The following is an 18,248-nucleotide window of genomic DNA, read 5'->3' on the forward strand; positions in this document are numbered from 1 at the left end:
GCGCCCAGCCGTCGATCAACTGGTGAAGCCACCGTCCACGTTGACCACCGCGCCGGTCACGTACCCGGCCTCGGGCGCGGCCAGGTGTGCGACGGTGGCCGCGATGTCGGCGGGCCGGGCGAAGCGGCCCAGCGCGGTGAAGCCGGCGATCGTCGCGGCGTTCGGGCCGTCGGCCGGGTTGGCGTCGGTGTCGGTGGGCCCCGGGTTGACCAGGTTGACCGTGATGCCGCGCGGGCCCAGTTCCCTCGCCAGACCCCGGGTCAGCCCGGCCAGGGCGGTCTTGCTCATCGAGTAGAGCGCGAGCCCGGGAAAGACCGCCCGTTCACCCACGTTGCTGCCGATGCTGATGATTCGTCCACCCTCGCCGAGGTGGCGTGCCGCCGCCTGAGCGGCCACGTACGGGCCGCGGACGTTCACGGCGATCGTCTGCTCCAGCTGGTCCGGGCTCAGCTCGTCGACCGCGCCGACCAGGAACACCGCCGCGTTGTTCACCAGGATGTCCAACCTGCCGAGCACGATCGCCGTCCGGTCGACCGCGCCCTGGACGGCCGCCGGGTCGGCGCTGTCCGCCGGAATGGCGAGCGCCCGCCGGCCCAGTGCCTGGATCTCCTTCACCACCGCGGCGGCCTGGTCGGCGTTCCGCCGGTACGTCAGGGCCACGTCCGCGCCGTCCTGGGCGAGGCGTAGCGCGATACCCGCCCCGATGCCCCGGGCGCCGCCGGTGACCAGGGCGACCTTGCCCTCGAGTGTCGTCGTCATGTGAAGATCCTCGGGCTGCGGGAGGGGTCCGGTCTGGCGGCGATCGGACGCCTCGTTCCCCGGCCACCATCAGGTCCGTTCTCCGCCATCGAAGGTGGCCACGCCCTCGATGTTGGCGAGGTGGTTGTCGCTGATGTGCGCGATCCTCACCCCGCCATCATCGTCAGCCTTCGCTGCCCGAGCCGCCCTCCGGCCGGGCGTAGCGCAGGATCACCACTCCACTGTCGAAGGGCTGGGTGTCGACCAGCGACCACCGTCGCGGGTCGAAATTTCGGGTGACGAGCGGGACGCCGCTACCGACGACGACCGGGTTGAGTTTGAGGATCAGCTCGTCGACCTCGGGCATGAGCTGCCCGGCGAGCCGGCCGCCGCCGGCCAGCCAGATGTCCTTGCCGTCCCGCGCCTTGAGCTCGCGGACGAGGGCGACCGGGTCGCCGGCGACGATCTCCACCTCCGGCTCGGCGGCGGGCGGCAGCGAGCGGGAGAAGACGTACTGTCGCAGGTGGGCGTAGGGACTGGTGATGCCGGCCGCGAGCGCCGGGTCGTAGGTGCCCCGGCCCATCACCACGGTGTCGAACCGGCCTTCGGGCCGGTCGATGCCGAACTGCGCGTGGGCGAAGGTGGGCAGCGTCTGGGGGTAGGTGGCCACCAGGTGGGCAGCCACGTCGGGCTCCAGCGGAAGGAAGTCGTACGACCCGTCGGGTGCTGCGATGAAGCCGTCGAGGGTGCTGGCGACGTAGTACACGAGCTTGCGCAAGCGGGATCTCCCTGCAATCACTACTGATGTCGTGGTTCAACCTACAACAGGTGTAGTGGTTTTTGTTAGAGTCCTGTCATGGCGCGAAACGTGGAGCGGCGGGAGGCCCTGGCGGACGCGGGCCTGCGGGTGCTGGCGGCGACCGGTGCGCGGGGACTGACCCACCGCGCGGTGGACGCCGAGGCGGGAGTGCCCGTCGGCACCGCCTCCAACTACTTCCGCTCGCGGGACGCCCTGCTCGGCGCGCTCGGCGAGCGGATCATGGAGCGGTTCGCGCCGGACGACGAGGTGCTCGCCGCGCTCGGCGCGCGGGAGCCGTCGCTGGAGCTGTTCACCGACTACGTCCGCCACATCGTCGAGCGCACCACCCGCCAGCCCGAGCTGACCCGCGCGCTGTTCGAGCTGCGGCTGGAGGCGGTCCGCCGCCCCGACCTGGCCCGGATCCTCGGCGGTACGCTCCGCCGTGGCTACCGCGACGACGTCGCCTTCCATGTCGCCAACGGGTTACCGGGTGGCGCGTTCGAGGTGGCTCTGCTGCACTACGCCATGGACGGGCTCCTGCTCGACCTGCTCACGACCTCCATCGACGCCGGTTTCGACGCCGACGAGGTGGTGTCCGCGTTCGTGTCCCGCCTGGTCGCCGGGGTGACCCACCCGTCCGGCCGGGCCGACCTCGGAAGGGCTCCTACCCCATGACCCTGACCCTCGCCCTGATGACCGACGAGGAGCTCGCGACGCTGCTCGGACCGCTGCAACGGTCGTACGCCGAGGACTTGACCCGGCACCGGGGGATTCCGGCGGACGCGGCGTTGGACCGGGCCGTCACCCAGACGCGGGACCTGTTGCCCGCCGGGGCGGCCACCGAGGGCGTCCTGCTGCGGATCGCCCGGGTCGACGGCGTCCAGGTCGGCTGGATCTGGGTGACCCTGCCCGGCGCCGCCGGGGCATCCGACGCGCCGACCGGCTCCGGGCGGGCCTGGATCCACAACATCGAGGTGGATCCGGAGCACCGGGGACGGGGGTACGCGCGGCGGATGATCCAGCTCATCGAGGCCGAACTCACCGGGCTCGGCGTGACGGAGCTGGGCTTGAACGTGTTCGGTTCGAACACGGTGGCCATCGGCCTGTATCAGAGTCTCGGCTTCCAGGTCGCCGCCCAGCAGATGACCAAGCAGCTCGCCGCCGCACCGGAGCCTCCGCCGCCGTCGCTGGGCTGAGTTGAGGCGCAGGAGTGTTCACCGGTCCAACGGGAAACCCTCGCCGACGCACCCGGGGAGGAGCGACGGATGAGGCATGGCGCCGGACTGACCATCGGTGTGCTCGGCTCGTACGGCGGTCGGAACCTCGGTGACGAGGCGATCCTCACCGGCCTGCTGGCTGATTTGCGAGAACAAGAGCCGAATGCCCGGATTATCGTTTTCTCCCGAAACCCGGAACACACCCGGGTGGCTCACCCGGACGTCGAGGCGGTGCCCTGGGAAGGTGTCAGCCGCACCGATTCCTCGCTGGTGCTCGCCCAGCTCGACCTGCTGATCCTCGGCGGCGGCGGCATCCTCTACGACAAGGAGGCACGCCGCTACCTGCGGGTGGTCCGGGTCGCTCAGGAGCGCGGCCTGCCGTTGATCACGTACGCGGTGGGGGTCGGGCCGCTCAGCGACGGGGTGGACACCGGCATGGTCCGGGAAACGCTGGCCGGCGCCACCCAGGTCACCGTCCGCGACCAGGAGTCCCGGATGGTGCTGGAGGAGGCCGGACTGGTCAACCCGATCACGGTCACCGCCGACCCGGCGTTCCTGCTCGAGCCGGCGGACTTCCCCGCCGAGCTGCTGCGGGAGGAAGGTGTGCCGGCCGGCAGGAGGCTGGTCGGGATGAGCGTACGGGAGCCGGGCCGGGCCGCTGAGCGGTTGGACGTGGACGGCTACCACCGCCTGCTGGCCCAGATCGGCGACTTCCTGGTGCACCGGATAGACGCGTACGTCCTCTTCGTGCCGATGGAACGTGACGACATCCGGCACTCCCACGGGGTGCTCTCACACATGATCGCAGCCGAGCGAGGCCGGATCCTGCACGGCAAGTACTCGCCCCAGCAGGTGCTCGGCCTGATGCGTCACTTCGATCTGGCCGTCGGCATGCGGCTGCACTTCCTGATCTTCGCCGCGATGGTGGGCACGCCGTTCCTCCCGCTGCCGTACGCGGGCAAGGTCTTCGACCTGGCTCAGCGGCTCGGCGTACCGGCGCTGCGCGGAGTGGAACGTGAGGTGGAGGGCCCGCTGCTCGCCGAGGTCGACCGGCTCTGGGACGAGCGGGGGCGACGCGCGGAGGCCACCGCACGCCGAGTCGCGCAGGTCTGCGACGAGGCGAGGGGCACCTCGCAGGTCACCCGTGCCGTGCTCGACAGCCTGCGAGCCCACACGCTCACCCGCGCCTGAGCAGGCCCGGGGACCACCGCGTCGGCTGGGCTCCGCCTCCCTCGCCGCGGGGTTTCCCGATGGCCGCTCAGGCGGCCGGACCCCGCCAGCGGTAGCGCCAGTCGCGGGCCTCCTCGCCGGCGGACTCCAGCTCGTAGATCTCCGCAGCGGCCAGCCCGCCGGGGCCGAGATGGTGATGGGTCAGCGGCGGGCGGCCGTTGCTGTCCAACTCGACGACGACGCGCTGCCCGGCGGCCGGGCCGTCCTCGATGGGAATCTCTACCGTTGCGGCCATGGGCCCATCCTGCCCTTCCCGGCGGGGCCGCGCAGCGGATAGCGGGCTGGGCGGCGATTCCCGTCGGCGGTTGCCCGGACGTGGACTCTCGCGGCCGCCCACCAGGCCGCCCGGACATGGCGGCGCCGGAGCGGCGGCCCTGTTCGCCTATCCTGGGCCGGGCTGTCGACGAGGGGGAGCACGTGCTGGTCATCCACGGGTCGTGGCTGCCCGGCACACCCGGCGAACCGTCGCTCGCCGTCTGGGGCGAGGAGAGCGCCCTCCCGCCCGCCGCGCCCCGCCGGCCGGGCCGGCCGCCCCGGGAACGCCCGCACCCGTTCGCAGCCGACCACCCGGCGCTGGCCGCCGCGCTCGCCGAGGTGGCCGAGCCGGCCGGGCTCGGCTCCGAGCTGCTCACCCTGCCGACCCACGGCGGCGTACCCGTCGAGTCGCCGGAACTGGTCCGGCCCGCCGTCGAGGAGCCGCCGCGTGGGCGGGTCGCCCTCGCCGGTTGGCGGGTTCCGGTGCTGCGGTACGCCCCGGACGCCGCGCTGTCCCTGCTACGCGCCCTGGACGAGCTGCCGGTGGTGCCGGGGGCGACCCTGCGCCACCTCGCCGAGCTGGCCCGCTTCGCGGTCGACCTGGTGGCCCGCGGCCGGGTGCTGCCCGGCGTGGTCGACGGACGCCCGGCGCGAGCGGTCTGGCGACCGCTGCTCACCGGCACCGACGCCGGCTGGGCGCGCTCCCTCGCGCTCGCCCTGCCGCCGGCCGCCCGTGCCGCCCACCCCGACCGGGCCCAGGGCGACCTGGTCGCCGACGCACTGGACGCGCTGACCGACGCCGCCGCCCGCACCGCGCTCGCGGAGACCGCGTTGCACCGCGGTATGCGCCCCGGCGGCCCCGTGCCGGCCTGGCTGGCCGCCCTCGCCGGACCGCAGCGGGAGTTCACCGCCGACCCGGCCGCGTTGGCCACCCTCCGGGCGGAGCTGGACGCGTGGCAGCGGGACGCCGCCGGCGGCCGCGTCCGGGCCAGCTTCCGGCTGGTCGAACCGGCCCCGGACGAGATCACCGAACCGGTCCTGGTGACCGTGCCCGGCACCGGAGCCGACGACGGGCAAGCTGCCGTCACCGAGGGCCGGTGGCGGCTGGAGTTCGGGCTTCAGGCCGCGGACGAACCGAGCCTGCACGTCGACGCCGGGCAGATCTGGCGGGAACCGGCGGCGGTGGCCGCCCTCGCCGGCCGGGCCGGGAACGTGCAGGAGACACTTCTCGCCGAACTGGGCCGGGCCAGCCGCCTCTGGCCCGACCTGGACGAGGCGCTGCGTACGGCCGCGCCGGAGGCGCTGGAACTGGACGTCGAGGGCGCGCACCGGTTCCTGCGGGAGGGCGCCCCGGTGCTGCACGCCGCCGGGTTCGGTGTGCTGCTGCCGTCCTGGTGGCGACGTCCCTCGGCCCGGCTCGGCGCCCGGCTGCGCGCTCGCGGCCGCACCGCCCCGGGCACCGTCGCCACCACCGGGGGTGGGGTCGGGCTGGACGCCCTGGTCGACTACCGGTGGGAGGTGGCCCTCGGCGACCAGCCGCTCACCGCCGAGGAACTGGCGTCGCTGGCGTCGCTGAAGACCCCGCTGGTGCGGCTGCGCGGTCGCTGGGTCGAGCTGGACCCGAAGCGGCTCGCCGCCGGGCTGCGTCTGCTCCGCTCGTCCGGCGAGCTGACCATCGCGGACCTGCTGCGTCTCGGCCTGACCGCCGGTGACGACGAGGAGACGCTGCCGGTGCTGGAGGTGAGCGCGGACGGGGCGTTGGGCGACCTCCTCGCCGGGGCTGTGGAACGGCGGCTCACCCCGCTGGACCCGCCCGCGTCGTTCCGCGGCGTGCTGCGCCCGTACCAGCGGCGGGGCCTGGCCTGGCTGGCCTTCCTCCAGTCGCTCGGCCTGGGCGGCGTGCTCGCCGACGACATGGGTCTGGGCAAGACGGTGCAGCTGCTCGCGCTGCTCGCCGGGGACCCGCCGGAGGCCGGGCCGACGCTGCTCGTCTGCCCCATGTCGCTGGTCGGCAACTGGCAGCGGGAGGCGGCCCGGTTCACGCCGGAGCTGCGCGTACACGTGCATCACGGCGCCGACCGGGCCCGCGGAGCGGAGTTCACCGAGGCCGTGCAGCGCGCCGACCTCGTGCTCACCACCTACTCGGTGGCGGCCCGCGACGCGGTGGCGCTCGCCGGCATCGACTGGCACCGGGTGGTGGTGGACGAGGCGCAGGCCATCAAGAACGCGGCCACCCGCCAGGCCGAGGCCGTCCGCGCGCTGCCGGCGCGGCAACGGGTGGCCGTCACCGGTACGCCGGTGGAGAACCGGCTCGCCGACCTGTGGTCGATCATGCAGTTCGTCAACCCCGGGCTGCTCGGGCCGGCGGCCACGTTCAAGAAGCGGTACGCCGAGCCGATCGAGCGCCACGGCGACGCCGAGACCGCCGAGCGGCTGCGCCGGATCACCGGCCCCTTCGTGCTGCGCCGGCTCAAGACCGACTCGTCGATCATCTCGGACCTGCCCGAGAAGCTGGAGATGGAGGTGGTCTGCAACCTGACGGCCGAGCAGGCCTCGCTCTACCGGGCGGTGGTCGACGACATGCTCGCCAAGATCGAGTCCAGTGAGGGCATCGAACGGCGCGGCCTGGTGCTGGCCACCATGACCCGGCTCAAACAGGTCTGCAACCACCCCGCCCAGCTGCTGCGCGACGGCTCACCGTTGGACGGCCGCTCCGGCAAGCTGGCCCGGCTCGACGAGATCCTCGACGAGGTGCTCGCGGCGGGGGAGAAGGCGCTGCTCTTCACCCAGTACGCCGAGTTCGGCGGCATGCTGCGCGGCCACCTCTCGGCCCGCTTCGGCCGCGAGGTGCTGTTCCTGCACGGTGGCGTCGGCAAGGCCGACCGGGACGCCATGGTCACCCGGTTCCAGTCCCCGGACGGCCCGGCGATCTTCATCCTGTCGTTGAAGGCGGGCGGCACCGGGCTCACCCTGACCGCCGCGAACCATGTCGTGCACGTCGACCGCTGGTGGAACCCGGCAGTCGAGGACCAGGCCACGGACCGGGCGTTCCGGATCGGTCAGCGCCGCCGGGTGCAGGTACGCAAGTTCGTCTGCGCCGGAACGGTGGAGGAGAAGGTGGCCGCTCTGATCGCCGACAAGCGCAGCCTCGCGGCCCGGGTGGTGGGTACCGGTGAGCAGTGGGTCACCGAACTGTCGACGGCGCAGCTGCGGGAGCTGTTCGCGCTGGAGGCCGGGGCGGTGGTCGAGTGAGCGAGGGGACAACCAACGGCCGCTTCGCCGACTACGGCCGTCCGCGAAAAGTGGCGGGCGGCCTGCGGGCGCGCAGCACCCGCGGCGCGATCGGCCAGTCCTGGTGGTCACGCCGGTTCCTGGAGGTGCTGGAGTCCTTCGCTCTCGGCACGCGGCTCACCCGCGGCCGGTCGTACGCGCGGGCCGGCCAGGTCGTGCGGCTGGACATCGCTCCCGGCGTGGTGAGCGCCGTGGTGCAGGGCTCCCGGCCCCGTCCGTACGACGTCCACATCGGGCTTGCCCCGTTCCCGGCCGAACTCTGGAACCGGATCGAGGCGGAGCTGGCCGCCCAGGCGTTCTTCAGCGCCCGGCTGCTCGCCGGCGACCTGCCGTCCGAACTGGAGGAGCTTTTCGCCTCGGCGGGCGCGCCACTCTTCCCGGCCGGCATCGACGAGTTGACCCAGCGGTGCAACTGCCCGGACTTCGCCGTGCCGTGCAAACATCTCGCGGCCACGTTCTACCTGCTCGCCGAGGCGTTCGACGCGGACCCGTTCGAGCTGCTGCACTGGCGTGGCCGCAGTCGTACCGAGCTGCTCGACCGGCTCCGGGCGCTCCGGGCGACCAGCGACGGCGCGGTGGCCCCGGCATCGTCCGAAGAGGACGAGGCGACAGTCGCCACCGAGCCGGTCGACGCCCTGCCGGCCGGGGCCGCGCGGGCCCTGGCCACCCTGCCTGCGACGCCGATGGCCGAGGCGACCGACCGGTTCTGGTCGCCACCGGTGCCCCTGCCCGACCGGCCGCCGATCCTGGCCACCGGCCCGGACCTGCTGCTGCGACAGCTGGGACCGCCGGCTCCCGCCATCGGCGGGCCAGGTCTGCTGGAACGTCTCCGGCGGGCCTACCGCGCCTTCGGCGGCTGAGGCCGATGCCGGCGCGCCGACCCGCTCGCGGTGCGGGTCTTCCCGAAGCCGCGGGCCGGCCGGCGCGGACGGTCATAGCCAGCGGCGCCGGAAGCGCCACATCAGCACCGCGTTGGCCACCAGTACCACTGCGCAGATGGCGCCGGCCAGCCGCCCGGCGAGTACGGTCATCGCCGGCAGCGCGGCCCACAGCACGATGGTCAACAGCAGCAGGTAGCGGCCGCGGCGGCCGCGTGCCCGGTTGTCGAGCCGGGCGAAGAACGCCGGGTCGCTCTCGCGGAGCTGCCGGGTGATCTGTTCGAACCTGCGCTGATCCTCTTTGCTGAGCATGGCGGTGCCTTCCCCTCACGCGGTTCAGCGGTCCGGCGGCATACCCGCTGGGGCGGTGGCTCACGCCGCCCCCTGCCGGTCCTTTTGCCCTTGCCCGGCCCTGCCGCGCGACCGTGTTACGCGCCCCGCCCGGGCGTGCCACGGCGGGCCGTACGGACGTGCCACGCGCTGGTCCGTACGGACGTGCCACGAGGCCGACGCGCACGCTGGCACCACTCTCACCCAGACGTCCACCGAGGGATCTGTGCGGCCCCGTGCGCCACACCGGCAGATGCGGACACGTCCGGTGCCCACTGGCAGGCTGGGCGTGTCGCGCGGAGCGGCCCCATCGGTGTCTCGCACTGATACCTCTGAGTCATATATATGCCTCTGAGGTATCACGCTCTATCCCAGATACCGGAAGCAGCCGGAAACGTCGCAGGAAGTCGTAGCCGCCGCGACTTGTCCGTCCGAACGCTTACGGCGCCTCTTGTCCGGGCCTGCGGCCGTCGCGGTCGAATCGCCCATCAGGCGAGGCGCACGGCGGGGTGTGCGGGTGCCGTACGTCCCGCGCACACCGACGGGCAGGAATGCCGGAGGCGGGCCGACCACCTCTGCGGCGATGCCGGTGAGGTCGTGGGGGGCCGCCGCAGGCACCCGCCTCGGCCTCCCTTGTGGTCGGCAACCTCCGCTGAAAGACCGCCTACCGCCAGGACCGCCACCGGGAAGAACGGCACCGGGAGGAACAGCTACCAGGGGGACCTGTCATCAGGGCCGCTAACTGGGCGCCGGGCGGTGGGTCGGTCGGGTCAGCGCACCGGGCGGTGCGTGCCGGCCGGGCGGGAGCCCATCGGCCGGGGACGACCGGGACGTGAACCCGCCGGGCGGGTGCCGGCCCAGCGACGCCGGGGGCGGCTGCGGTAGGGCGGCTCACTGCCGCCGGTGTACGGCGCGGTGTTGTCGGTGGACATTGTTCCCCCGCTCCCGGCGCGGGTCCGCGCCGTCGCCCTGCTCAACGAGGACAGGCACCTACACGACGCTGCCGTTTTCAGGGTCCCGCAGGCCCCGCGGCCTCGCCCGTGTCGCTGTCCGGTTGCCGCTGGAGGCAGCGGCCACCCCGACGTCCCGGCCCCGTCCCGCCGGGTCACATGCCGCGACGGGGGAGGGGTAGATGACCGGGGAGCAGATCCGAGGTGAGCGTGATGCCGGTCGCCCGGAGCGCGTCGATGAGGGTGTTCTGCACGAGGTAGGAGTCGGGCAGTTGCCAGCGGGCCTGCTCGGGCGCGACCGCCCAGCGCACGGCACCCTCGGGCAGCCGGGTGGGGGGCGCCGGGATCCACGAGCCCGGCCCGTGCCGTACCACGTGGAAGCAGTGCTCCAGTTCGGGCCGGAGCGGGTCGCCGGGGCGTACCAGGAACATCCAGCGGCCGGTCGGCGTGACCAGCACCGGCCCACGTACGCCGGCGCCGGCCGGGTGAACCTGAACCGCGTCCAGCACCAGCCGACCGAGGTGGGCGGGGACTTCGAGCACGTCGAACGCGCGGCCGGTGGGCAGCAGCACGCCGTGTGGCCGGGTACGCCACCAGGTCGCCACCCGGGCCGGGTCGGCGCTGGCCGCGTGCTCCCAGTTCTCCAGCGCGGGGTGGCAGCCGACCGTGGGACAGCCGGCCCGCCCACAGACGAAACGGCTACGGGCCAGGCAGGCCCCGGGGGTCACCTCCCAGCCGTGGACGGCGTAGCGCACCGCGACCCGGCGCAGCCGGACCCGCTCCAAAGGCGACAGTTGCGCGACCCGCGGGCCGACGTTCCCCCACATTTGTGCCATCTCCCCTCGTCGGCCCGACGGACCCCGTCTATTACGTCGAGCACCGTCACTGCCGTAACCCGCGATCGTTGAGTTGACGAACGGCTGATGCAAGTTGCACGAAAACTATGAGGACTGGCTGTACGGCTGACGCACAGACTGTGCGACCAGCGGAAATCTGAGACGTGCCCGCGCCCGCAACCGCGAGGAGTCGGACCGGCCATCGGCCCGCGTCTCAGCAGGGGAGGGATCGGTAGATGGACGAGCTACCCATAGGTCGACGGGTCGCCTACTGGCGAGGCCGGCGCAAGATGTCGCAGCAGGTCTTCGCCGACCGGCTGGGCAAGTCGAAGAGCTGGGTGGACAAGGTCGAGCGGGGTGTCCGCCGGCTGGACAAGTTCTCCGTCCTGTACGAGATCGCCGACATCCTCCAGGTCGACGTGCAGTTGTTGCTGGGCAAGGACCCGGAGCGGCGCACCGACGCGCTCAACTGCATCGACCAGGTCGAGGTGGAGGAGATCCGGGCGGCCCTCGAGCGGTACGACTCGATGAGTGCCTACTTCGACGCCGCGCCGTACCCGCGGCCGCTGGCCGACATGCGCAAGGCCGTCAACCACGCCTGGCTCACCTACCAGTACGGCCGCTACGGGATGCTCACCCGCGCCCTGCCGAAGCTGCTGCGCGATGCGCAGGCGGCGGACGCCGGTTACAGCGGCGACGAGGCCCGCGAGGCGGCCCACCTGCTCGGGCAGGTCTACCAGATCGCCTCCTCGGTGCTGCGCAAGCTCGGCGAGTGCGACCTGGCCTGGCTCGCCGCCGACCGGTCGATGGCGGTCGCCCAACGGGCCGACGACCAACTCCTGGCCGGTATCGCCACCACCCGGGTCTGCAACGCGCTGGTCGCCATGGGCCGGCCACGGCCGGCGCTGGAGCTCAACGTCACGATCGCCAACCGGCTCGCGCCGGGCGGCGCCAACGACGCCTCCCCGGAACGGCTCAGCGTCTACGGCATGCTCCTGCTCCAGGGTGCGATGGCGGCCGCCCGGATCGGTGACTCGGCCACCGTCGGCGACCTGATCAGCGGCGCCGAGGAGGCGGCCATCCTGCTCGGTGGCGACCAGAACCACTACTGGACCTCGTTCGGCCCGACCAACCTCGAACTGCACCGGGCCGCCGCCGCCGTCGAGCTGGGCGACGGGGGCCGGGCCGTGGAGGTGCACCAGCTCCGCATCCAGGAGCCGCCGTTCAACGCGCTGCTGCCCGAGCGGCGGGCGCATCACCTCCTCGACATCGCCCGGGGCTACGCGCAGATGGGCGACGTCGCCAACGCCGGGGAGATGCTGCTACGCGGCGACCGGCTCGCGCCGTCGGAGATCCGGTGCCGGCCGATCGCGCACGAGGTGATGTCCGACATCCTCCGTCGCACACGTGGTGCGCCGCCTTCTCCGATTGCGGAGTTGGCTGAGCACATGGGAGTAGGAGTATGAGCACGGAGTCGGCCTGATGACCGGCCCCGGATCCGTCAACGGGCGCCGTGAGGTGCTCTACGTCATCGCCTGCGGTTCGCCGCTCGCTCGGCACGTCGGCCGGCTGGTTAGCCTGGCTCAGCAGGACGGCTGGGACGTCTGCGTGATCGCGACGCCGGACGGCGCCAAGTTCGTCGACCGGCCCGCCGTGGCCCGGCAGACCGGCCATCCGGTCCGTACGCACTACAAGCAGCCGAGCGACCCGGACCTGTTGCCGCCCGCGGACGCGATGATCGTCTGCCCGGCGACGGTCAACACGGTCAACAAGTGGGCGGCCGGGATCACCGACACCCTCGCGCTGGGGCTGCTGGTGGAGGCGCAGGGCCTCGGCAAGCCGATCGTGGCCGTCCCGTTCACCAACGCGGCCATGGCCGCCCACCCGGCGTTCCGGGCCGGCCTCGCCCGGCTGGACGAGTGGGGCGTGACCGTGCTCTTCGGCGACGACGTCTTCCCGCTGCACGCACCCGGCACCGGCGAACGGCACCTGCACGCCTTCCCGTGGGAGATCGGGCTCGTCGCGCTGCGCAGCCGGCTCTGCCCAGTGGTCTGACCCGCCCGGGCAGACGCCGACCGCCTGGTCCGGCGGGGGAGGCGGCCGGGCACGGCCCACGCCGGTAAGCTGGCCCGCCGTGAGCACAACCGGATCAGGGCCGACGGTGACCGAGGTGGTCGCCGAGTTGGAACGGCGCTACCCGCCGGTCTGGGCCGAGGACTGGGACCGGGTCGGTCTGGTGCTCGGTGAGCCGTCCGCCCCCGTACGCCGGGTGCTCTGTGTGGTCGACGTGGTCCCGGAGACCGTCGCCGAGGCGCTCGATGCCGCCGTCGACATGATCGTCGCCCATCATCCGCTGCTGCTGCGCGGTGTCTCCTCGGTCGCGCCGACGACGTACAAGGGGCGGATCGTCCACCAGCTGATCCGGGCCGGAGTGGCGCTCTACGTGGCGCACACGAACGCCGACGTGGCGGCCCCCGGGGTGTCCGACGCCCTCGCCGCCCGGTTCGGGTTGACCGATCTGCGCCCACTCCGCCCGGCCACGCCCGGCTCGCCCGCGTACGGGCCGGGTCGGGGCTTCGGCCGGGTCGGTGAGCTGCCCAGCCCGATGACCCTCGCCGAGCTGACCCGGCACGCCGCCGCAGTGCTCCCCGCCACATCCTGGGGCGTACGCGCGGCTGGCGACCCGGGGCGGATGGTGCGTACGCTCGCGGTCAGCGGTGGCTCCGGCGACGCCTTCCTCGGTGACGCGACCGCGGCCGGGGCGGACGCCTACCTCACCGCCGACCTGCGGCACCACCCGGCCGGCGAGCACCTCGCCGCCGAGGGGACCGCCCTGCTCGACGCCGCCCACTGGGCGACCGAGCGACCCTGGCTCGACGACCTGGCGGCGCTCCTACGGGAGACCACGGGCGTCGAGACGCTGGTGTCCGACCTGGACACCGACCCGTGGACCATGCACGCTTGCGCCCCCGCCCTGGACGACAAGGAGCTCCGAACGTGAAGGCTGACCCGAAGGTCCAGCGCCGCCTGCTCGATCTCCAGGCGATCGACACCGCCCTCGCCCAGCTCGCTCACCGCCGGCGCGCGTTGCCCGAGCGGGCCGAGCTGGAGGCGCTGGCGCGGGAGCTCTCCGCGCTGGAGGACGAGCGGGTACGCGCCCAGGTGGCCGTCGACGACCTGGACCGGGACATCACCCGGATGGAGAAGGACGTCGAGCAGGTCCGGGCCCGCAAGGAGAAGGACGAGGCCCGGCTCGCCACCGGCAGCGGCCCGGCCCGGGAGCTGGAGGCGCTCCAGCACGAGCTGGTGTCGTTGAACCGGCGGCAGAGTGACCTGGAGGACTCCGAACTCGAACTGATGGAGCAGCGGGAGACCGCCCAGAGCGTCCTCGACGGTGTCGAACAGCGGCTGGCCGAGGCCCGGGACAAGCGGGCGGCCACCGAGCAGCGGCGCGACGAGAGCCTCGCGGAGATCGCCAAGGAGGAGGAGTTCAAGCGCACCTCCCGCCAGCCGCTCGCGGCCGATCTGCCGGCCGACCTGGTCACGCTCTACGACCGCATCCGGGAGGACACCGGCCTCGGTGCCGCGCTGCTCACCGCCGGTCGCTGCGGCGGCTGCCGGCTGGAGCTGTCCGGGGCGGATCTGGCGCGCATCCGCAAAGCGGACCCGGACGACGTGGTCCGCTGCGAGGAGTGCCGACGGATCATGGTGCGTACCAACGAGTCTGGTCTGTAACGGCCATGGCTCCACAGGTGGTGCTGATCGAGGCCGACGGCGGGTCGCGGGGCAATCCCGGTCCGGCCGGCTACGGCGCGGTGGTCCGCGATCCGCAGACCGGTGAGGTGCTCGCCGAGCGGTCCGAGTCGATCGGGGTGGCCACCAACAACGTGGCCGAGTACCGCGGCCTGATCGCCGGGCTGGAGGCCGCCGCCGAGCTGGGCGCCACCGAGGTCGACGCCCGGATGGACTCGAAGCTCGTGGTCGAGCAGATGAGCGGCCGTTGGCAGATCAAGAATCCCGGGCTCCGCCCGCTCGCCGCGCAGGCCGCCGAGCTGGTGGCCCGGTTCGCCGCGGTCCGGTTCAGCTGGGTGCCACGGGAACGCAACCGGCACGCCGATGCCCTGGCCAACGCCGCCATGGACGCGGCTGCCGGCGCGCCGGCGCGGCCGGTCGTCGAGCCGCCCCGGATCACCGAGCCGCCGCGCGAGGTGGCCGGCCCGGATCCGGCGGCAACGGACCGGGCGCGTCAGGTCGGCACCAGCGCCGCCAGTGTGCGTGCCACCGCCGGTGATGCGACCACCGCACCCGCCTCCTGGGAGCCCCGACCGAGCTTCACCGCGACCCGGCTGCTGCTGGTCCGGCACGGCGAGACCGAGTACACCGAGCAGGGGCGCTACTCCGGTCGCGGGGACGTCGCGCTCTCGGCGCGGGGGCGTGAGCAGATCGCGGCCACCGCGGCCCGGGTGGCCGCGCTGGCGCCGGGTGCGGTCGCCGTGGTCAGTTCGCCGCTGTCCCGGTGTACGGCGACGGCGGCGGCGATCGCCGAGGCGCTCGGTGGTGTGCCGGTGCGCCGCGAGGACGACCTCATCGAGTGTGACTTCGGCGCCTGGGAGGGACGGACGTTCGCCGAGGTGCGCGAGGGCTGGCCGGGGGAGCTGGACGCCTGGCTCGCCTCGACGGCAGTCGCGCCGCCGGACGGGGAGTCCTTCGTCCAGGTCGCCGAGCGGGCCGGCCGGGCGGTAACGGCGCTCTGTGCGGCGTACCCCCGGGAGACCGTGGTGGTGGTCTCGCACGTCTCGCCGATCAAGCTGATGCTGCGCGAGGTGCTCGCGGCCGGCGACGCCTTCCTGCACCGGCTCTACCTCGACGCGGCCGGCATTTCCGTGGTGGACCTGTGGCCGGACGGCGGGGTGGCGGTCCGCCTGGTCAACGACACCGCTCACCTGGCCGAGATCGCCTGACCCGCGGCCGGTGGTGTCGCGCGCCACACTTCACGTTCCGTGTGCCGGTTGACAGCGCGCTGTGAGACATCGAAGATCTGTTACGTGCGAAGCGTTCACCTGACGAAGCGGGGTCACATCGACCTCCTGCGCGTCGCCAGCGCTGCCTGTCGACGCTCCCTCTGACGCCGGGTTCCACCCTTCCTCGCACGCTGCTGGCGATATCCCGACTCCGCAGGTCTCCGGCCCTGCGGTGCGTCCGCCTGCGCGCACCCCGCCTCCAGACAGGAGACGTGTCCTTGTCGGTACGCAGAATCCTTCCCCGGCTCACCGCCACCGCGGTGACCGCCGCGGTCCTCTCCACCGCGGCGCTGACCGCGCCGGCCGTCGCGTCGGCGCTGCCGACGGTGCCACCGGCCGCCCCCGACCTGGCCCACATCCTGGGCTATCCCCGGCAGAGCGTCCTGCCGGTCTGGCCCGACAACCCGACGGACGCCTCCATCCCGATCGGCGTCATCGCGTACGACGACATCGCTCCGAAGCTCAACGCCCTGCAGACCGCCAGCCGTCGGGTCTCCGCCCGTGTGGCCGGGAAGTCCGCCGGCGGCTACGACCTGTACGCGGTCACGGTGACCGCGCCGGAGAGCCGCGCCGAAGCCCGGCAGCAGGAGATCTGGAAGCGTCGCATCGAGGACGAGCCGGTCAGTGCCCGGCAGGACCCGGCGCTGCTCGCCGGCTACAAGACCCCGCTGTTCGTCAACGCCAACATCCACGGCAACGAGTGGGAGGGCACCGACGCGGCGCTGCGGGTGATCGAGGACCTGGCCACGGACACCAGTCCCGAGGTGACGCGGCTGCTGGAGCGCAACCGGCTGGTATTCAACATCACCTCCAATCCGGACGGCCGGGTGGCCGGCACCCGGGCCAACGCCGCGGGGTACGACCTGAACCGTGACCTCACGACCGTGTCGCAACCGGAGACGAACCTCATCCGCGAGCTGATCGTCGACACGAAGCCGATCATCACGCTCGACCTGCACGGCTACGTCAACCCGACACTGCTGCACCCCAGCACGCCGCCGCACAACGTGAACAACGAGTACGACCTGTACATCAAGCACGGTCTGCCGAACGCGCTGGCGATCGAGCAGGGCCTGCGCGACCTCGGGTACGCCGAGACACAGCGGGCCCGGATCCCGTTCCGCGACGACGAGCCGGGCGTGTGGGACGACTTCCCGCCTGTCTACGTGCCCTCCTTCGCCATGCTGCAGAGCAGCATCCCGTACACGATCGAGGCGCCGCTGAACCCGCGGGGCAGCGACCTCACGCCCGAGGAGCGCGTGCGTCGCTCGCGCATCAACACGGACGTCCACGAGGTGGCGATCCGGACGTCGCTGCGGTACATCCAGGAGCACCGGGCGGAGGTGCTGCACGACCAGGCGGAGGTCTACCGGCGTGGCTGGGCCGGTGAGCCGCTGCGCGACATTCCCGACGGGTACGTGCCGGGCTGGGGCCCCGAGGACGACTACCGCACCACCTTCCCCCGCGCGTACGTCATTCCCAGCGGGACCGGCCAGCGGTCCGAGCCCGCCGCCGCCCGCCTCGTCGACCTGCTGATCGGCAGCGGAGGCCGGGTGTGGCGGGCTAAGAAGGCGTTCACGGCGGACGGAAGGCGCTACGAGGCCGGCTCGTACGTGGTCGACCTGCATCAGCCCAAGCGTGGCCTGGTCAACTCGCTGCTGGAGCCGGGCGCCGACATCACCGAACGGGTGGACGACCTCTACGCCGGCCCGGCCGCCTGGAGTCAGGGGCTGACGTGGGGCGCCACCGTGGACACCCTCTGGGACGAGCTGCCCGACGTGCGCCTGGAGCGGACGTACGACGGGGTGGCCGAGGGGCGTCTCCCGTCGGGCAACGGTGACCTGCGCCTCGACCTGCGCGACGCCGCTGATCTGCTCGTGGTCAACTCGCTGCTGGGCATGGGTGTCGCGGTGCACCGCCTCGCGGACGGGTCGGTGGTCGTACCCGGCACGCCGGGGAACCGGAAGCTGGCCCGCGCCGAGGTACGCGCCCACGGCGTGACCTTCCAACCGGCGCCGAAGCACTGGCAGGGGACCCGGCTGGACGAGGTCGTCGTCGGCTACCTCGGCACGGTCGAGGAGCGGGACACCCTGGCCGAGCTCGGTTTCGCGGCCCGTGCCCTGACCGCGAGCACGCTCGGCACGACCCTCACCGCGGACGTCGACGTGCTGGTCGTGGCCGGCAACGTCAACCTGGCGAACCTGTCGGCGGAGAACCGTGCCGCCCTGGACGCCTTCCTCGCCCGTGGCGGTGGCGTGGTCGGCCTGGGTACGCCCGGGGCGGGCTTCAGCAACGCCGCCGGCCTGCTCACGGTGACTGCCACCGCCGGACCGAGCCTGGCCAGCGGGGTGGCCAACGTGGTCAACACCGGCGGTCCGGTCAGCGCCCGTGCGGCCGACCACTCGTTCATCAGCCAGCCGGTGTGGTTCACCGGTCTGGGCTCCGGAGTGACCGTCGAGCAGTCGTACGCTCCCGACCCGCTGCTCTCCGGCTGGTGGGTGGCCGAGGGCGCCGGCGGCCAGTCCGCGGCGGCCGACCGGGCCAGCATCGTCCGTGGGGTCTCCACCGGCGGCAACGGCGTGGTGCTCTTCGGCACCGACCCGACGTTCCGCCTGCACCCGAAGGGTCTGCAGGCGCAGTTCGGGCGCGCCCTGCTCTGGGCCGCGCAGCGGTGACGCGCCGTGCGGCGCCGAGGACCGCGGT

At 73.1% G+C, this 18,248-nt stretch carries 17 protein-coding genes; 12 read left to right on the forward strand and 5 right to left on the reverse strand.

What is annotated here, in order from left to right:
- Window positions 1-15 precede the first annotated feature (15 nt).
- Window positions 16-759 (reverse strand): SDR family oxidoreductase, encoded by a 744-nt coding sequence (locus AB0F98_RS23605; RefSeq protein ID WP_357738846.1) that lies wholly within the window; start codon window positions 757-759, stop codon window positions 16-18.
- 163 nt (window positions 760-922) lie between these two features.
- Window positions 923-1,516 (reverse strand): dihydrofolate reductase family protein, encoded by a 594-nt coding sequence (locus tag AB0F98_RS23610; protein WP_357738849.1) that lies wholly within the window; start codon window positions 1,514-1,516, stop codon window positions 923-925.
- 78 nt (window positions 1,517-1,594) lie between these two features.
- Between AB0F98_RS23610 and AB0F98_RS23615 the strand changes: the two genes are divergently transcribed.
- The 3 genes from AB0F98_RS23615 to AB0F98_RS23625 all read left to right on the forward strand — a co-directional run bounded on the left by AB0F98_RS23615 (window position 1,595) and on the right by AB0F98_RS23625 (window position 3,945).
- Window positions 1,595-2,212, forward strand: a complete 618-nt coding sequence (locus AB0F98_RS23615) for a TetR family transcriptional regulator (protein WP_357738852.1) — start codon at window positions 1,595-1,597, stop codon at window positions 2,210-2,212.
- Window positions 2,209-2,733 (forward strand): GNAT family N-acetyltransferase, encoded by a 525-nt coding sequence (locus tag AB0F98_RS23620; protein ID WP_357738855.1) that lies wholly within the window; start codon window positions 2,209-2,211, stop codon window positions 2,731-2,733. The genes AB0F98_RS23615 and AB0F98_RS23620 overlap by 4 nt, the downstream gene beginning before the upstream one ends.
- Before the next feature lie 69 nt (window positions 2,734-2,802).
- A complete protein-coding gene (locus AB0F98_RS23625) occupies window positions 2,803-3,945 on the forward strand; it encodes a polysaccharide pyruvyl transferase family protein (protein WP_357738858.1) in 1,143 nt (380 codons plus the stop codon).
- A 67-nt stretch (window positions 3,946-4,012) separates the two neighbouring features.
- On the opposite strand, the gene AB0F98_RS23630 is transcribed toward AB0F98_RS23625, so the two are convergent.
- A complete protein-coding gene (locus AB0F98_RS23630) occupies window positions 4,013-4,219 on the reverse strand; it encodes a hypothetical protein (protein ID WP_357738861.1) in 207 nt (68 codons plus the stop codon).
- Between the two features lie 182 nt (window positions 4,220-4,401).
- Between AB0F98_RS23630 and AB0F98_RS23635 the strand changes: the two genes are divergently transcribed.
- A complete protein-coding gene (locus tag AB0F98_RS23635) occupies window positions 4,402-7,491 on the forward strand; it encodes a DEAD/DEAH box helicase (protein ID WP_357738864.1) in 3,090 nt (1,029 codons plus the stop codon).
- The gene (locus AB0F98_RS23640) at window positions 7,488-8,390 is read left to right on the forward strand and encodes an SWIM zinc finger family protein (protein WP_357738867.1); all 903 of its coding nucleotides are present in this window, start codon (window positions 7,488-7,490) and stop codon (window positions 8,388-8,390) included. Before AB0F98_RS23635 ends, AB0F98_RS23640 begins: the two co-directional genes overlap by 4 nt.
- A gap of 72 nt (window positions 8,391-8,462) precedes the next feature.
- Here the strand turns inward: AB0F98_RS23640 and AB0F98_RS23645 are convergent, their stop codons facing one another.
- Window positions 8,463-8,720 (reverse strand): DUF3040 domain-containing protein, encoded by a 258-nt coding sequence (locus AB0F98_RS23645; protein ID WP_076468156.1) that lies wholly within the window; start codon window positions 8,718-8,720, stop codon window positions 8,463-8,465.
- Between the two features lie 1,123 nt (window positions 8,721-9,843).
- Window positions 9,844-10,515: a bifunctional DNA primase/polymerase gene (locus AB0F98_RS23650; protein WP_357738998.1), complete on the reverse strand. Its 672-nt coding sequence runs from the start codon at window positions 10,513-10,515 to the stop codon at window positions 9,844-9,846.
- Between the two features lie 245 nt (window positions 10,516-10,760).
- Between AB0F98_RS23650 and AB0F98_RS23655 the strand changes: the two genes are divergently transcribed.
- From AB0F98_RS23655 to AB0F98_RS23685, 7 genes are all read left to right on the forward strand, one after another.
- Window positions 10,761-11,990 carry a helix-turn-helix domain-containing protein gene (locus AB0F98_RS23655; protein ID WP_357738870.1) on the forward strand — a complete coding sequence of 410 codons (1,230 nt, stop codon included), beginning with the start codon at window positions 10,761-10,763 and terminating at the stop codon, window positions 11,988-11,990.
- Between the two features lie 16 nt (window positions 11,991-12,006).
- Window positions 12,007-12,579, forward strand: a complete 573-nt coding sequence (locus AB0F98_RS23660) for a flavoprotein (RefSeq protein ID WP_357738873.1) — start codon at window positions 12,007-12,009, stop codon at window positions 12,577-12,579.
- Window positions 12,580-12,658: 79 nt separating this feature from the next.
- Window positions 12,659-13,525 carry a Nif3-like dinuclear metal center hexameric protein gene (locus tag AB0F98_RS23665; RefSeq protein WP_357738876.1) on the forward strand — a complete coding sequence of 289 codons (867 nt, stop codon included), beginning with the start codon at window positions 12,659-12,661 and terminating at the stop codon, window positions 13,523-13,525.
- Window positions 13,522-14,259 (forward strand): C4-type zinc ribbon domain-containing protein, encoded by a 738-nt coding sequence (locus AB0F98_RS23670; RefSeq protein WP_357738879.1) that lies wholly within the window; start codon window positions 13,522-13,524, stop codon window positions 14,257-14,259. Before AB0F98_RS23665 ends, AB0F98_RS23670 begins: the two co-directional genes overlap by 4 nt.
- Window positions 14,260-14,264: 5 nt before the next feature.
- The gene (locus AB0F98_RS23675) at window positions 14,265-15,485 is read left to right on the forward strand and encodes a bifunctional RNase H/acid phosphatase (protein ID WP_357738882.1); all 1,221 of its coding nucleotides are present in this window, start codon (window positions 14,265-14,267) and stop codon (window positions 15,483-15,485) included.
- A gap of 84 nt (window positions 15,486-15,569) precedes the next feature.
- A complete protein-coding gene (locus tag AB0F98_RS23680) occupies window positions 15,570-15,650 on the forward strand; it encodes a putative leader peptide (RefSeq protein WP_355149468.1) in 81 nt (26 codons plus the stop codon).
- A 113-nt stretch (window positions 15,651-15,763) separates the two neighbouring features.
- Window positions 15,764-18,220 carry a M14 family zinc carboxypeptidase gene (locus tag AB0F98_RS23685; protein ID WP_357738885.1) on the forward strand — a complete coding sequence of 819 codons (2,457 nt, stop codon included), beginning with the start codon at window positions 15,764-15,766 and terminating at the stop codon, window positions 18,218-18,220.
- Window positions 18,221-18,248 lie beyond the last annotated feature (28 nt).

It is taken from the genome of Micromonospora sp. NPDC023737 (assembly GCF_040639715.1).
In the GTDB taxonomy this organism is placed as follows: Bacteria; Actinomycetota; Actinomycetes; order Mycobacteriales; family Micromonosporaceae; genus Micromonospora.

Bases quoted from the DNA above. Each gene is read 5' to 3' on its own strand.
- AB0F98_RS23605 (WP_357738846.1), bottom strand. From the start codon at position 759: ATGACGACGACACTCGAGGGCAAGGTCGCCCTGGTCACCGGCGGCGCC.
- AB0F98_RS23615 (WP_357738852.1), top strand. From the start codon at position 1,595: ATGGCGCGAAACGTGGAGCGGCGGGAGGCCCTGGCGGACGCGGGCCTG.
- AB0F98_RS23620 (WP_357738855.1), top strand. From the start codon at position 2,209: ATGACCCTGACCCTCGCCCTGATGACCGACGAGGAGCTCGCGACGCTG.
- AB0F98_RS23625 (WP_357738858.1), top strand. From the start codon at position 2,803: ATGAGGCATGGCGCCGGACTGACCATCGGTGTGCTCGGCTCGTACGGC.
- AB0F98_RS23630 (WP_357738861.1), bottom strand. From the start codon at position 4,219: ATGGCCGCAACGGTAGAGATTCCCATCGAGGACGGCCCGGCCGCCGGG.
- AB0F98_RS23645 (WP_076468156.1), bottom strand. From the start codon at position 8,720: ATGCTCAGCAAAGAGGATCAGCGCAGGTTCGAACAGATCACCCGGCAG.
- AB0F98_RS23650 (WP_357738998.1), bottom strand. From the start codon at position 10,515: ATGTGGGGGAACGTCGGCCCGCGGGTCGCGCAACTGTCGCCTTTGGAG.
- AB0F98_RS23655 (WP_357738870.1), top strand. From the start codon at position 10,761: ATGGACGAGCTACCCATAGGTCGACGGGTCGCCTACTGGCGAGGCCGG.
- AB0F98_RS23660 (WP_357738873.1), top strand. From the start codon at position 12,007: ATGACCGGCCCCGGATCCGTCAACGGGCGCCGTGAGGTGCTCTACGTC.
- AB0F98_RS23675 (WP_357738882.1), top strand. From the start codon at position 14,265: ATGGCTCCACAGGTGGTGCTGATCGAGGCCGACGGCGGGTCGCGGGGC.